Genomic DNA, 14,508 nt, shown 5'->3' with positions numbered 1-14,508 from the left:
GACGATGTCGCGGGCGTTGATCGTCGTCGACGTACAGAACGACTTCTGCGAGGGCGGGTCGCTGGCCGTGGCCGGCGGTGCCGCGGTCGCCGCCGATATCAGCCGGTATCTGACGGCGCACGCGCGGGACTACGCGCACGTGGTCGCCACCCGGGATCACCACGTCGATCCGGGTGCGCACTTCTCCGACGAGCCGGACTTCGTCGACTCGTGGCCACCGCACTGCCGCGTGGGAACGCCGGGTGCGGAGTTCCATCCGGCGCTCGACACCGCCCGCGTGGAGGCGGTCTTCTCCAAGGGGAGGTTCGAGGCCGCGTACTCGGGCTTCGAGGGCAGTCACGACACGGGTGAGTCGCTCGACGAGTGGTTGCGCCGGCACGGCGTCACCGAGGTCGACATCGTGGGCATCGCGACCGATCACTGCGTGCGGGCGACCGCGCTCGATGCGGCGGCCGCGGGGTTCGAGACCCGGGTGCTGCTGCCGTACACCGCGGGGGTGAGCGCGACGACCGTCGAGTCGGCCCTCTCGTCGCTCCAGGCGGCGGGTGTGGACCTGGTCGGACAGGTCGGCCCACGAAGCTGACGGTGGTGCCCAGTACCCTGGCGCGGTGCCCGAACTCCCGAATGTGCCCGACCTGCTGCGCACCGCGGTGCACGCGCTGGGCGGCAAGGAACGGCGCAACCAGCTGACGATGGCGTCGGCCGTGGCGCATTCGCTGGACACCGGTGAGCACCTGGCCGTCCAGGCCGGCACCGGCACCGGCAAGTCGCTGGCCTATCTCGTGCCGGCGGTGCGGTATGCGGTGCAGACGGGCCGGACCGTGGTGGTCTCCACCGCGACGATCGCGCTGCAGCGTCAGCTGGTGGACCGGGACCTGCCGCGATTGGCCGACGCGCTGGCGACGGCGCTGGGCCGGCGTCCCCGGTTCGCGATTCTCAAGGGCCGCGGTAACTACCTGTGCCTGAACAAGATTCACACCGGTCTGGCGGAGGAGCCCCCGGCCGACGACCAGCTGTTCGATGCGTTCGCGCTGTCGCGGATCGGCCGGGAGGTGCGGCGGGTCACGGAGTGGTCGTCGACGACCGACACCGGCGACCGCGACGACCTCGTGCCGGGCGTGTCGGACCAGGCGTGGCGTCAGGTGAGTGTGAGCGCCCGCGAGTGCCTGGGCAAGTCGCGGTGCCCGGTCGGTGAGGACTGCTTCGCGGAGATCGCCCGGGCCGAGGCCGGGCAGGTCGACGTGGTCGTCACCAACCACGCCCTGCTGGCGATCGACGCGATCAGCGGGCTGTCGATCCTCCCCGAGCACGACGTGGTGGTGGTCGACGAGGCGCACGAACTCGTGGACCGCGTCACCGGCGTCGCGACGGCCGAATTGTCCGGCGGCACCGTCTCGGCAGCTGCGCGGCGCTGCGTGAAATTGATCGAGGACGCGGACGTGGACCGTCTCGAGGGAGCCGCGGAGAACTGGGAGGCGCTGCTCGAGGAGCTGCCGCCGGGACGGTGGGACGAGTTGCCCGACGGTGCGGGCGCGGCGCTGGCCGCGATCCGGGACGCGGCGTGGGCCGCGCGCACCGCACTGGGTCCGCCCAAGCCGGGGCTCGACGCCGAGGCCGCCGCCGCCCGCAACCAGGCGCTCGCGGACGTCGACGAGGTGCACGACTGCGCGGTGCGGGTGCTGACCGCCTTCGAGGAGACCGATCCCGCCGCGCGTCGGGACGTCGTCTGGCATGCCGCCGACGAGTTCCGCGGCAACACTCGGCACACGGTGCGGATGGCGCCGCTGTCCGTCGGCGGACTGCTGCGCTCCCGGCTGTTCGCCGAGGCGACGGTCGTGCTGACCTCGGCGACGTTGACGGTCGGCGGTTCGTTCGACGCGCTCGCCGTCAACTGGGGGCTGCCCCCGGAGTCGCCGGCCCGCAGCGACACGGGCGCAGCGTCGGGGACCGAACCGCCGTCCGACGACGGGGACCTGCGGTGGAACTCCCTGGATGTGGGATCACCGTTCGACCACGCCAAGTCCGGCATCCTGTACGTCGCCAGGCACCTGCCGCCGCCGGGCCGCGACGGGCTCTCCCCCGCGTACCTGGACGAGATCGCGGAGCTGGTCGCCGCGGCCGGCGGGCGCACGCTCGGACTCTTCTCGTCGATGCGCGCCGCGAAGGCGGCCGCGGAGGCGATGCGGGAGCGTCTGGACACACCCGTCCTGTGCCAGGGCGAGGACGCAACCGGCGCCTTGGTGGACAAGTTCGCGGCCGACGAACCGACGTCACTGTTCGGGACTCTGTCGCTGTGGCAGGGCGTGGACGTCCCGGGGCCGTCGCTCTCGCTCGTGATCCTGGACCGGATTCCGTTCCCGCGGCCGGACGACCCGCTGCTGGTGGCGCGGCAACGGGCCGTGGAGGCGCGCGGGGGCAACGGCTTCCTGTCGGTGGCGGCCACCCATGCGGCGTTGCTGCTCGCGCAGGGCGTCGGGCGGCTGCTGCGCAGCACGGATGACCGGGGGGTCGTGGCGGTGCTCGATCCCCGCCTGGCGACCGCCCGGTACGGCGGATACCTGCGCGCGTCGCTGCCACCGTTCTGGGAGACCGCGGACCCCGAGGTGGTGCGCAAGGCGCTCACCCGGCTGCGCGGCTGACCGAGCCGCGACGCGTCGGTTCCCGATACGTTCCCGGGATTCCCGGAATTTCCGGCTGTTTCGCGGCAGCATCGAAGCAGGCGCAGCGGCCGGATTCGAAGGCCGCAGGGACAGGGGGCTTTCGGATATGCCACAGGGCATCGTCAAGTGGTTCGACGAGGAGAAGGGGTTCGGGTTCATCGCCCAGGACGGAGGTGGTCCCGACATCTTCGTCCACTACTCGGAGATCGCCGGCACGGGCTTCCGCTCGCTGACGGAGGGCCAGCGCGTGGAGTTCGAGGTCGGGCTGGGCGTGAAGGGACCTCAGGCGGAGAACGTCCACCCGGTGTGAGAACCGGCGCCGCCGCCGCGGCGCGGCATTCAGACCCGCAGACCTACGTCGACGATGGCCTTGGCGACCGACCGCACGGGCGCCTGATTCCTGCGGGCGTGGCCGCGGATCAGCCGGAACGCCTCGTCCGGGGTGATTTTCCGGGCCTGCGCGATGACGCCCTTCGCCTGTTCGATGACGATGCGCGAATCGAGAGCGGTCTGCAGTTGCGCGTTCAACTGCTCGTGCTGCCGAAGCTTGTTGGCGTTGACGATGTAACCGGTGGCCATGTCGGCACACACCTGCGCCGCCGCGATCTCACGATCCGCCCAGTCGCGTGGTTCGCACGCGTACATGTCGAGGGCGCCGATCTTCTCGTCCGCGAGCTGCATCGGGATCCCGGCCACCGCCGCGATCCCGTACTCGCGCGCCTTCTCTGCGAACTCCGGCCACAGGTCCTGGCGTTGCCGCACGTCGGCGACCGCGATGGGTTGCCCACGATCGAACGCGTACCGGCACGGTCCCACGCCGGTGTCCTCCTGGCAGCGTTCCATCTTCCCTACCACCTCCGCGGCCGCGGTGACGAACTGCAGCCGGCCCTCGCACTGCAGGCTCACCCCGCAACCGAGGAGGCCCAGAACGCCGGTCACTCCGTCGACGAGTTCGTCGAGCGCTGCCCCGACGTCGTAGGAGGTGGGCAGCCGGCGCGCGAATCGAGACAGTACCGCCATGAATTCGTCCTGGTCGAACACGCTGCGGTCCCTTCATCAGTACCCACAAATAGTGACATACATCACAGTGATCGGCTGGCGCCGTTCGGGTCACATGACATATCCTGATACACAGAGCGTCCGCCCCAGATCCCGGCGACGCTCTAATCGGAGCCGCCCCGACCCCCGGTGCTCCCCCTCTCGCTCTCCACGAATCGTGTGGACAAGTTCTCGGGAGAACACCGCGACACGTCGGCTGCTCGTCGTTCCACGTCGGTGTACCTCCTGGACACGATCCGCGAAGAAGGAACACCCATGGTTCACGTCGCCCCTTCCGCCACCCCCGCCGATGGCTCGCCGCTGCTCTCGGTGCCGGCGATCGTCGCCGGCGCGGGCACCCTCTCGTGCGGGCTCGTCGTCGCAATCAGTCATTCTCTCGCCCTCGGCGCCCTGGCGGCACTCCTCACGGTCGCGACGGTCGCGGGCGCGGCCCTGATGATCCGCCCCTGACCACCCGATCCGACCGGCTCTGCCGAGCCCACCCGAGCAAGGAACCGATGAACCACCCCGATCACCTCGCCCACCGGAGCACCGTCCCGGGTTCGGCGATGAGCACGGCCGAGATCAAGGCTCGTATCGACGCGATGTTCGCGGACGACCACACACGCGTCGACCGCACACCCGCCGCGACCCGGCGGCGCCCGGGATGGGCGTCGAGCCGGCGCGGCCCCAGAAGCTGACCACGACGTTCTCCCGGCGTCGGTGGTCTCCGACCGGATCACCGGCTTCCGGACAGCGCCGCAGGGGGGCGCTTCCGGAAGCCGGTGATCCGTCACTGTCGGGTCACGGTGCCGCGCACTCTCGGGTCACGGTGCCGCGCACTCTCGGGTCACGGTGCCGCGCACTCTCGGGTCACGGTGCCGCGCACTCTCGGGTCACGGTGCCGCGCACTCTCGGGTCACGGTGCCGCGCACTCTCGGGTCACGGTGCCGCGCACTCTCGGGTCACGGTGCCGCGACGAGCGCGGGGTGATCCGCCACGTCCCACCTCATCGAGACCGAGGTGCCGTCGGGGACGGAGACGACATCGGTGTGCGACGTCAGAGTCCGGATCAGCGCGAGCCCATGGCCGCGGCAACTGTCGCCGGACGCCGGGGTCCGCCATCGGCCGTGATCGGTGACGACCACCTCGACGGAGTGCTCGTCGGGTCGGTACACGGCCTCCAGGTCGACCGCACCGCGGTGATCTCCGGGTCCGTCGGCGTACGCGTGCTCGACGACGTTGGCCAGCGCTTCGTAGCTGGCGAGCAGCACGTCCTGTCCGAGTTCGGCCTCGAGGTGGAGGCGGTCCAGCCACCGGTCCAGGGCCTGCCGGAGCATCGTCACCTGGCCCGGCTCGGCGCGGACCCCACGGTAGAACATCCCGGTCGATGTGAACGCCTGAGAGGCGTGTCGCGAGTGCATCCTCCTCCTCGAATTTCGATGCGTCCTCGGTCGGACGCATCCGGTGTATACCCACGGCGGCGCGGTCCCATACCTCGAAGCGAGCATGTGCGCACAGCGACGGCGACCGTCCCGGTCAGGCGGCAGGGGCGACCCGCGCCGGATAGACGAATCCGGGCAGTACCCGCCCGGCCACGGTCGCGACGCCGAGGACGACGAGGAGCGCCGGGACCAGCGTGGTTCCCACGTAGCCGATCCCCGGGTCAGTGAGCCCGATCGCGCCGGCACACACGGCGGCGGGCACGTGCGGCGCCCGCAGCAGCGCCATGGCGACGACCGCGAGGCCCGCCGAGACGGCGGCTCCGGCCTGCGACGGACCGGCAACGGCCGCGACGACGAGCGCCGCGGCCGCGGCCGCGGGGTAGGCGCGCACGATCGCTCCGGGCCGGGCGGCCGGGGTGCCGGGTGCGAGAGCGATGAGGGCTGCGGACGCAACGTACGGCAGCCCGAACACCGCCCAGTGTGCGAAATTCTCGAGGGCGGCGAGCGCGCCGGCCGCGCCGAGCGCGACCGCCCCCGGCGCGAGGGCGGCCGCCAGAGCACGGCCGGACCCGTCCGGTGCATCATCGAGCAGCGCGGGCATCCGACCAGGCTCCTTCCGCCTCGGGGGTGCGTCCGGGCAGAGTGCGTCCCAGGAATCCGCGGACGAGGTTCGCGATCTCCGGCCCGTGCGTCTCGAGGGCGAAGTGGCCTGCGTCGAGCAGGTGGATCTCCGCATCGGGGAGGTCGCGGGCGAATGCTTCCGCACCCGCGGGACCGAAGATTTCGTCGCCCCGACCCCACGTCACCAGGGTCGGCGGCCGCCAGGCGCGGAAGTACTCCTGGAACGCCGGGTACGCGTCGAGGTTGAACTGGTAGTCCCAGAACAACTGGAGCTGGATCTCCTTGTTGCCGGGTCGATCGAGGCCCATCTGGTCGAGCAGCCAGGCTTCCGGGGCGACCCGGTCGAGGCGGTCCTCGGGCACGCCGTGGACGTACTGCCACCGGGTCGCCTCCGGCTCGAGGAGGGCACGGACGGCGGGTTCGTGGGCGGTGCGGTCCTGCGCATGGGCGAAGAGGGGCTCCCAGAACGGGGTGAACCCTTCGCGGTAGGCGTTGCCGCTCTGGGTGATCAGCGCGGTGACGCGCTCGGGGTTCCCGGCCGCGATCCGCAGGCCGATCGGGGCGCCGTAGTCGTGGAGGTAGAGGGCGAAGCGGGTCAGCCCGATCCGGTCGAGCAGCGCGGCGGTGACCTGCGCGAGACGGTCGAAGCTGTAGTCGAACTCGTGGACAGGGGGCATCGCCGATCGCCCGAAGCCGATGTGGTCGGGGGCGACGAGGTGATACTCGTCGGCGAGCTCGCCGAGCAGATGCCGGAACATGTGCGAGCTGGACGGGAAGCCGTGCAGCAGAACGAGTGCGGGGGCGCCCGGGTCCCCGGCCTCGCGGTAGGAGACGTCGAGCCCGTCGATGGTTTCGGTGCGGTGACGGACGGCGGAAGCGGACATGAGTCCTCCTCGGATCGGTCGGAGAACGATCGTTCTCCAGTACGGGGTGTAGCGTAGAGAACGATGGTTCTCTACGCAAGAGGAGGGGCTCGATGGACGCGGACACCGCGCAGACCCGGCTGCTCGATGCCGCCGAGGAACTGTTCAACGAGCACGGCATCCAGGCCGTCGGCATGGACACGATCCGGTCCCGCTCCGGGGTGTCGCTCAAGCGGCTCTATCAGCTCTACCCCGCCAAGGACCGGCTCGTGGCGGCCGTACTGACCCGGCGTGATCACACCGTGCTGACGGATCTGCGCCGGTATGTCGACGCCCGCGCCGATCCGCGCGAGCGGGTACTCGCGGTGTTCGACTTTCTCGAGGAATGGTTCGCCTGCAGCGACTTCCGCGGCTGCACGTTCATCAACACGTTCGGCGAACTCGGCGGCATCTCCGGCGACGTCGCCGAGATCGCCCGCGCGCACAAGGACGCGTTCCGGCGCTACCTGCGCGGACTCGTCGCGGACGCGGGTAGCCCCCCGGCACTGGGCGACCAGCTGGCGATCCTGGCCAACGGGGCCATGGCGACGGCGGCGATCTCCGGTTCCCCCGCCGTCGCCCGGCAGGCCCGCGACGCCGCACGCGTCCTGCTCGACGCGAGCGGCCCCCGAACCCCGAGCTGAGGACCAGCTAGGCGAGCACGACCTTGCCGAGTTCGACGTCCGACGCGAGCAGCTCGTGGTGCGGAAGCACCCGCACCGTGTAGCCGACCGACCCGGCCATCGGCAGCGCGACCTCGACCTCGAAGACCTCGCCCAGCGGATCCGTGCCCGTGTGCCGCATCGGCACCGTCACCACGTCGGACAGGGTGTCGTCGGGTCCGACCCGGCCGACGACCGCCTGCACGACCACGTCGCCGGCACGGAGACCACCGAGGTACACGTGGGCGGTCAGGGCCAGCTTGGACCCGATCTCCGGGATGTCCGGCAGTCCGGCGCTGTCGACCTGGGCCACCCGCACGGCCGGCCATGCGGCCTCGGCGCGGCGCCGGTAGTGGGCGAGCTGCCGCGCCCCGGCGAAGCCGTCGGCGACCGCCTCGCGTGCGGCGGCAGCGGCCGGCGCGTAGTACTGCACGGTGTAGTCCCGGACCATGCGGGAGGCGAGCACCTTCGGACCGAGGTTCTGGAGCGTGTGCCGCACCATTTCGATCCATCGCCTGGGTACACCGCTGCCGTCCCGGTCGTAGAACCGCGGCAGGACCGACCGCTCGAGCAACTCGTACAGGGCGCTGGCCTCGAGATCGTCCCGGCGATGTTCGTCCATCACCCCGTCCGCGGTGGGGATGGCCCAGCCGTTCTCACCGTCGTACATCTCGTCCCACCAGCCGTCGCGGATGGAGAGGTTGAGCCCGCCGTTGAGAGCCGACTTCATCCCGGACGTCCCGCATGCCTCGAGCGGACGCAGCGGATTGTTCAGCCACACGTCGCAGCCCCAGTAGAGATACCGGGCCATGGACATGTCGTAGTCCGGCAGGAAGACGATGCGGTGACGCACGTCGGCCGCATCGGCGAACCGCACCACCTGCTGGATCAGTGCCTTCCCGCCGTCGTCGGCGGGGTGACTCTTGCCGGCGACGACGAGTTGCACGGGACGGTCCTCGTCGAGCAGCAGGGCCCGCAGTCGTTCCGGGTCGCGCAGCATCAGGGTGAGCCGCTTGTAGGTCGGCACCCGGCGCGCGAACCCGACGGTGAGAACGTGCGGGTCGAACACCCCGTCCACCCAGCCGAGTTCGGCCTCGGTGGCGCCGCGCTGGAGCCAGGACCGGCGCAGCCGCCGGCGGATCTCCTCCACCAGTTGCGCACGCAACGTGTTACGGGTGACCCACAGCTCGCGCGGTTCGACCGTCTGCAGCAGTTCCCAGCCCTTGGCTTCCTCCACCCGGTCGGGACCGGCGAGGCGGTTGGCGAACTCGAGCCACTCCCGGGCGGCCCACGTGTGCGCGTGCACGCCGTTGGTCACCGACCCGATCGGGACTTCGCCTGCGTCGAAGCCGGGCCACAGGTCGACGAACATCTCGCGGCTGACCCGGCCGTGCAGCTTCGACACGCCGTTGCAGCGCTGGCCGAGCCGCAGACCGAGATGAGCCATGTTGAACACCCGCGAGTCCGATTCCCGGCCGAGGGCGAGAATGCGGTCCACTCCCAGGCCGGGCAGCAGCGCCGACTCGTTCTCGCCGTTCGGCCCGGAGAAGTAGTGCCGGACGAGTTCCGCCGGGAACCGGTCGATGCCCGCGGGCACCGGGGTGTGGGTGGTGAAGACGGTGCCGGCGCGTACGGCGGCGAGCGCCTCGTCGAAGTCCAGACCGGCGCCCGTGACCAGTTCGCGAATGCGTTCGGCACCCAGGAACCCGGCGTGTCCCTCGTTCATGTGGAACACCTCGGGATCGGGCAGTCCCGCGATGCGGGTGTAGGCCCGGACGGCGCGTACTCCGCCGACCCCGGCCAGGATCTCCTGCTTGATGCGATGGTCCTGGTCGCCGCCGTAGAGACGGTCGGTGACCCCGCGCAGTTCCTCGTCGTTCTCGGCGATGTCCGAGTCGAGCAGCAGCAACGGAACGCGACCGACCTGGGCGATCCACACTCGGGCGGTGAGGGTGCGATGGCCGGGCATCGCGGCCTGGATCAGCGCGGGGGTGCCGTCCGCCTCGGTCAGCAGCCGCAACGGCAGCCCCTGCGGGTCGTAGTTCGGGTAGTGCTCGCTCTGCCATCCGTCGGCGGTCAGGGACTGCCGGAAGTAGCCGGAACGGTAGAGCAGGCCGACACCGATGAGCGGCAGTCCGAGGTCCGAGGCCGCCTTGAGGTGGTCACCGGCCAGGATGCCGAGTCCGCCGGAGTAGTTCGGCAGGACCTCGGAAACACCGAACTCCATGGAGAAGTAGGCGATGCCGGACGGCAGCCGGGTGCCCTCGTTCTGTTCGTGCTGGTACCAGCGCGGTCTCGCGAGATAGTCGTCGAGATCGGCCGACTCGGCGTCGAGCCGTGCGAGGAACTCCTCGTCCGCGGCGAGCGCGTCGAGACGGGCCGGCGGCACTTCGCCGAGCATCCGCACCGGGTCCTGCTCGACGCGACGCCACAGGCCGGGATCGATCGAGGCGAACAGGTCCTGCGTGGGTGTGTGCCACGACCAGCGCAGGTTGACGGCGAGCGGGCCCAGCCCGGCCAGCCGCTGGGGAAGGTGGGCTCGTACGGTGAACCGACGCAAGGCTCTCACCCCGGGAAGACTACCGACAATCCGCCGTCCGCGAAGACCGGCAAATGCGGCAGACGTCCGGCGGCCGGGCCGGGTGTCCGGCGAACAGGCCGGGGACGTTTCCGTGCCGCGCCTCGAAGGGGCGGTTCGTGTCGGCGGCAGGACTCGGACGAGGGCGCCGATGCCCCTCCCGTTTAGTCGCGTCGGCGCCGGGTAACAGCTGTCTGGGAGCTCCGGCGACGTTACGCGTCGCACGAGGGGACGGCGGTGCGCCCCTCCATTACGGTTGGAGACGGGCCGCGTCCGACGGGCTCGTCAGCAGTCCGTGCAAGGGAACGGAGCCAGCGTGACAGACGGAACGGAGCGAGCGTGACAGGTCGAATCGGAGCCAGCGCAACAGGACGGCTCGGCATCGACGATGTCCGTCCCGACATCTCGGGCGGGCGACATCCGGTCAAGGCCGTCGTCGGGGAGGTGCTTCCCGTGTCGGCGGTCGTGTGGCGCGAGGGTCACGACGCCGTCGCCGCCACCCTGGCCGTGCGCGGGCCGGGCTCGGACCCGGAAAGCGAGGGAAAGCTGATCCGGATTCCGATGGTTCCCGGCGAAGCACCCGACACCTTCCACGCCGTATTCACCCCTACCAGTCCGGGACTGTGGACCTACCGCGTCGAGGCCTGGAGCGACCCGGTCACCACGTGGCGGCACGCGGTGGACGCGAAGGTCGCCGCCGGGCAGGGCCCGGAAGACCTCGCGAACGACATCGAGATCGGCGCCCGGCTGTTCGAGAAGGCCGCCAAGACCGCGCCGCGCCCCAACCGGCCGGCCCTGCTCGCCGTCGCCGCGGCGCTGCGTTCGGAGCGGCCGCTGGCCGACCGGATCGCGCCCGCCTTCGCCGCCGACATCACCGAGATCATGCGGGCCAATCCCCTGCGCGAGCTGGTCACCCGCGGGAAGGCATACACCGCCGTGGTCGACCGGGAACGGGCACTGTTCGGTTCCTGGTACGAGTTCTTTCCCCGCTCGACGGGCGGCTGGAACGAGGACGGCACACCCCGGCACGGCACCTTCGCCACCGCCGCGGCGGAGCTGCCGCGGGTCGCCGCGATGGGATTCGACGTGGTGTATCTGCCGCCCATCCATCCCATCGGCAAGATCAACCGGAAGGGACCGAACAACACCCTCACCGCCGGCCCGGACGACGTGGGCTCGCCCTGGGCCATCGGTTCCGACGAGGGCGGCCACGACGCGATCCACCCCCAGCTCGGCACGGAGGACGACTTCCGCGCCTTCGTCGCCCGTGCGCGCGAACTGGATCTCGAGGTCGCTCTCGACCTGGCGTTGCAGTGCGCCCCGGACCACCCGTGGGCGAAGGAGCACCCCGAGTGGTTCACGGTCCTGCCGGACGGCACAATCGCCTATGCGGAGAACCCGCCCAAGAAGTACCAGGACATCTATCCGGTCAACTTCGACAACGATCCGGACGGCATCTACGCCGAGGTACTGCGCGTGGTGCGGCACTGGATCAGCTTCGGCGTCAAGATCTTCCGCGTCGACAACCCGCACACCAAGCCACCGAACTTCTGGGAGTGGCTGATCGCCGAGGTCAAGCGCACCGACCCCGACGTGCTGTTCCTGTCCGAGGCGTTCACCCGGCCCGCCCGCATGTACGGGCTCGCCCGACGCGGGTTCACGCAGTCCTACACGTACTTCACGTGGCGCGTCGCCAAGTGGGAGCTGACCGAGTTCGGCCAGGAGATCGCGGCGAAGGCGGACGAGGCGCGTCCGAACCTGTTCGTCAACACCCCCGACATCCTCCACGAGACCCTGCAGCACGGCGGCCCCGGGATGTTCGCGCTGCGCGCGGCACTGGCCGCCACGCTCGCACCGTCGTGGGGGGTGTACTCCGGTTACGAACTCTACGAGCACATCCCGCTGCGACCGGGCAGCGAGGAGTATCTCGACTCGGAGAAGTACCAGCTACGTCCGCGACGGTTCGACGAGGCCCGCCGTCGCGGTGAATCGCTCGAGCCGTGGATCGCCACGCTCAACCGCATCCGGCGGGCCCACCCGGCTCTGCAGCAGCTGCGCAACATCCACTTCCACCACATCGACAACGACGCCCTGATCGCGTATTCGAAATTCGATCCCCGGACCGGGGATTCGGTTCTCGCCGTGATCAACCTCAATCCCTTCGGGGCCGAGCAGGGCACCATCTGGCTGGACATGCCGGCGCTCGGTCACGAATGGCACGACCAGCTCACGGTGTTCGACGAGGTGTCCGGCGCGCAGTACTCGTGGGGTCAGGCCAACTTCGTCCGGCTCGAACCCTGGCGCGCCGTCGCGCACATTCTGGCGTTGCCGCCGATCGGGGTGCCGACGCGAACCACCCTCGCCTACAGGAGGAACTCGTGACCGTGCCCCCGATTCGTCGCCACTCCCCCACCCCGCACGACCTGGCCCGGCTGACGGCCGGCGAGCACCACGATCCGCACTCGGTGCTCGGCGCCCATCCACATCCCGAAGGCACGATCATCCGGGCTCTGCGCCCGCAGGCGGAGAAGGTGGCGGTGCGCATCGGCGGCATCGATCATCCCCTCGAGCCCCTCGGTCACGATGTCTTCAGCGCGCTCGTCCCGGTGCACGACCTGTCGGACTACCGCCTCGTGGTGACCTACCCGTTCGAGCACACCGTCGTCGTCGCGGACCCGTACCGCTTCCTGCCCACGCTCGGGGAGCTGGACCTGCACCTGTTCGCCGAGGGCCGGCACGAGCGGCTGTGGGAGATCCTCGGGGCGCATCAGCGTTCGTACGAAACCCCCGACGGCCCGGTCCGGGGCACGTCGTTCGCGGTGTGGGCGCCCGGCGCGCGGGGCGTCACGGTCGTCGGCGACTTCGACGGCTGGGGCGGCCGGCTCGCGCCGATGCGGGTCCTCGGTTCCAGCGGCGTGTGGGAACTGTTCCTGCCCGACGTGGAGCCGGGTGCGCTGTACAAGTTCCGGATCCACGGCCGCGACGGCTCGGTCCAGGACAAGGCCGACCCGATGGCGTTCGCCACCGAGGTACCCCCGGCGACGGCCTCGGTGGTGCACCGGAGCAGCTACGAGTGGGGCGACGACGCCTGGCTCGCCGCCCGGGCCGAATCCCGCCCGTGGCAGGAGCCGATGAGCGTCTACGAGGTGCACCTCGGCTCGTGGCGGCCCGGTCTCGGATACCGCGAGCTGGCCGACCAGCTCGCCGAGTACGTCGCGGCGGCCGGTTTCACCCATGTCGAGCTGCTGCCGGTCGCCGAGCACCCCTTCGGCGGCTCGTGGGGCTACCAGGTCACGTCGTACTACGCACCCACTGCGCGATTCGGCACGCCCGACGAGTTCCGTGCGTTCGTCGACCGGCTGCACGCCGCCGGCATCGGCGTGATCGTGGACTGGGTGCCCGCCCACTTCCCGAAGGACGAGTGGGCGCTGGCCCGGTTCGACGGCAGCGCCCTCTACGAACATCCGGATCCGCACCGCGGCGAACAGCTGGACTGGGGCACGTACGTGTTCGACTTCGGTCGCCGGGAGGTGCGCAACTTCCTCGTCGCCAACGCGCTGTACTGGATCGACGAGTTCCACATCGACGGCCTGCGCGTCGACGCGGTCGCCTCGATGCTCTACCTCGACTACTCGCGGCCCGAGGGCGGCTGGACCCCCAACGTGTACGGCGGCCGGGAGAATCTCGAAGCGGTGGCCTTCCTGCAGGAGATGAACGCGACCGTGCACAAGCTCCACCCCGGCGTCGTCACGGTCGCCGAGGAGTCCACGGCCTGGCCCGGCGTCACCCGGCCGACCCATGCGGGCGGTCTCGGGTTCTCCATGAAATGGAACATGGGCTGGATGCACGACACTCTCGGATACATCGGCCGGGACCCGGTGCATCGCACGTACCACCACCACGAGATCACCTTCTCCCTGGTGTACGCCTGGAGTGAGAACTTCGTCCTGCCCATCAGCCACGACGAGGTCGTGCACGGCAAGGGCACGCTCTGGACCCGGATGCCGGGCGGCGACCGGGAACAGGCCGCCGGCCTGCGCGGACTGCTCGCGTACATGTGGGCGCACCCCGGCAAGCAACTGCTGTTCATGGGACAGGAGTTCGGCCAGACCGCGGAGTGGTCCGAGGAACGGGGCCTGGACTGGTGGCAGCTCGACGATCCGCACAACGGGCCGCTGCACCAGGGCGTCCACCAGCTCGTCACCGACCTCAACCGGATCTACCGGGAACACCCCGCCCTCTGGACGCTGGACACCTCACCGAGCGGGTACTCGTGGATCGACGCCAACGACTCGGCGAACAACGTGCTGAGTTTCCTCCGGCACGGGAGCGACGGTTCGGTCGTGGCGTGCTTGTTCAACTTCTCCGGATCGACCCATTCGGACTATCGTGTCGGACTACCCGAAACAGGACAGTGGTCGGAGATCCTCAACACGGATTCGACGGCTTACCAGGGCAACGGCATCGGCAACCTCGGTGCCGTGACGGCCACGGCACGCTCCTGGCACGGGCGCCCGGCGTCGGCGGAGGTGACGCTGCCTGCTTACGGTGCGATCTGGCTGACGCTGCAGCGGTGACCGCCGTCCTCGGACGACAGGAGAA

Annotated in this window: 13 protein-coding genes; 8 read left to right on the top strand and 5 right to left on the bottom strand. The window is 70.3% G+C overall.

Features of this window, described 5'->3' with window-relative positions; genetic code table 11:
* Positions 1-4 precede the first annotated feature (4 nt).
* The 3 genes from ACWPQI_RS08955 (at position 5) to ACWPQI_RS08945 (ending at position 2,970) form a co-directional block, all read left to right on the top strand.
* On the top strand, positions 5-583 hold the full coding sequence (locus ACWPQI_RS08955) for an isochorismatase family protein (RefSeq protein WP_017681063.1): 579 nt from the start codon (positions 5-7) through the stop codon (positions 581-583).
* Positions 584-608: 25 nt separating this feature from the next.
* Positions 609-2,639, top strand: coding sequence for an ATP-dependent DNA helicase (locus tag ACWPQI_RS08950; RefSeq protein WP_017681062.1), 2,031 nt, complete (start codon positions 609-611; stop codon positions 2,637-2,639).
* Positions 2,640-2,766: 127 nt separating this feature from the next.
* Complete coding sequence (locus ACWPQI_RS08945) at positions 2,767-2,970, top strand: cold-shock protein (protein ID WP_017681061.1); 204 nt, start codon at positions 2,767-2,769, stop codon at positions 2,968-2,970.
* Between the two features lie 29 nt (positions 2,971-2,999).
* Here ACWPQI_RS08945 and ACWPQI_RS08940 read toward each other — a convergent pair whose 3' ends face one another.
* The gene (locus ACWPQI_RS08940; RefSeq protein WP_474738765.1) at positions 3,000-3,701 is read right to left on the bottom strand and encodes an ANTAR domain-containing protein; all 702 of its coding nucleotides are present in this window, start codon (positions 3,699-3,701) and stop codon (positions 3,000-3,002) included.
* Between the two features lie 273 nt (positions 3,702-3,974).
* Between ACWPQI_RS08940 and ACWPQI_RS08935 the strand changes: the two genes are divergently transcribed.
* Together ACWPQI_RS08935 and ACWPQI_RS08930 are read left to right on the top strand one after the other, a co-directional pair.
* Complete coding sequence (locus ACWPQI_RS08935) at positions 3,975-4,169, top strand: hypothetical protein (RefSeq protein WP_225223441.1); 195 nt, start codon at positions 3,975-3,977, stop codon at positions 4,167-4,169.
* A 47-nt stretch (positions 4,170-4,216) separates the two neighbouring features.
* On the top strand, positions 4,217-4,399 hold the full coding sequence (locus tag ACWPQI_RS08930; protein ID WP_010596749.1) for a hypothetical protein: 183 nt from the start codon (positions 4,217-4,219) through the stop codon (positions 4,397-4,399).
* Positions 4,400-4,663: 264 nt separating this feature from the next.
* Here the strand turns inward: ACWPQI_RS08930 and ACWPQI_RS08925 are convergent, their stop codons facing one another.
* From ACWPQI_RS08925 to ACWPQI_RS08915, 3 genes are all read right to left on the bottom strand, one after another.
* Entirely contained in the window at positions 4,664-5,122 is a 459-nt protein-coding gene (locus ACWPQI_RS08925) for an ATP-binding protein (RefSeq protein WP_010596748.1), read from the bottom strand.
* Between the two features lie 115 nt (positions 5,123-5,237).
* Positions 5,238-5,744 (bottom strand): HPP family protein, encoded by a 507-nt coding sequence (locus tag ACWPQI_RS08920; RefSeq protein WP_017681057.1) that lies wholly within the window; start codon positions 5,742-5,744, stop codon positions 5,238-5,240.
* Positions 5,725-6,648, bottom strand: coding sequence for an alpha/beta fold hydrolase (locus ACWPQI_RS08915; RefSeq protein WP_040271604.1), 924 nt, complete (start codon positions 6,646-6,648; stop codon positions 5,725-5,727). The genes ACWPQI_RS08920 and ACWPQI_RS08915 overlap by 20 nt, the downstream gene beginning before the upstream one ends.
* 92 nt (positions 6,649-6,740) lie before the next feature.
* Here ACWPQI_RS08915 and ACWPQI_RS08910 point away from each other — a divergent pair, with 92 nt between their 5' ends.
* Positions 6,741-7,310, top strand: coding sequence for a TetR/AcrR family transcriptional regulator (locus ACWPQI_RS08910; protein ID WP_010596745.1), 570 nt, complete (start codon positions 6,741-6,743; stop codon positions 7,308-7,310).
* A gap of 7 nt (positions 7,311-7,317) precedes the next feature.
* Here the strand turns inward: ACWPQI_RS08910 and glgP are convergent, their stop codons facing one another.
* The gene (gene glgP, locus ACWPQI_RS08905; RefSeq protein ID WP_026137841.1) at positions 7,318-9,897 is read right to left on the bottom strand and encodes an alpha-glucan family phosphorylase; all 2,580 of its coding nucleotides are present in this window, start codon (positions 9,895-9,897) and stop codon (positions 7,318-7,320) included.
* A 348-nt stretch (positions 9,898-10,245) separates the two neighbouring features.
* On the opposite strand from glgP, the gene ACWPQI_RS08900 reads away from it, so the two are divergent.
* A complete protein-coding gene (locus ACWPQI_RS08900; protein ID WP_017681054.1) occupies positions 10,246-12,288 on the top strand; it encodes an alpha-1,4-glucan--maltose-1-phosphate maltosyltransferase in 2,043 nt (680 codons plus the stop codon).
* Entirely contained in the window at positions 12,285-14,483 is a 2,199-nt protein-coding gene (gene glgB, locus ACWPQI_RS08895; protein WP_017681053.1) for a 1,4-alpha-glucan branching protein GlgB, read from the top strand. The genes ACWPQI_RS08900 and glgB overlap by 4 nt, the downstream gene beginning before the upstream one ends.
* Positions 14,484-14,508 lie beyond the last annotated feature (25 nt).

It is taken from the genome of Rhodococcus sp. LMD, assembly GCF_056108245.1.
Note: the sequence above shows the minus strand (reverse complement) of the source record. Positions and strands in the feature narration are given on the sequence as shown.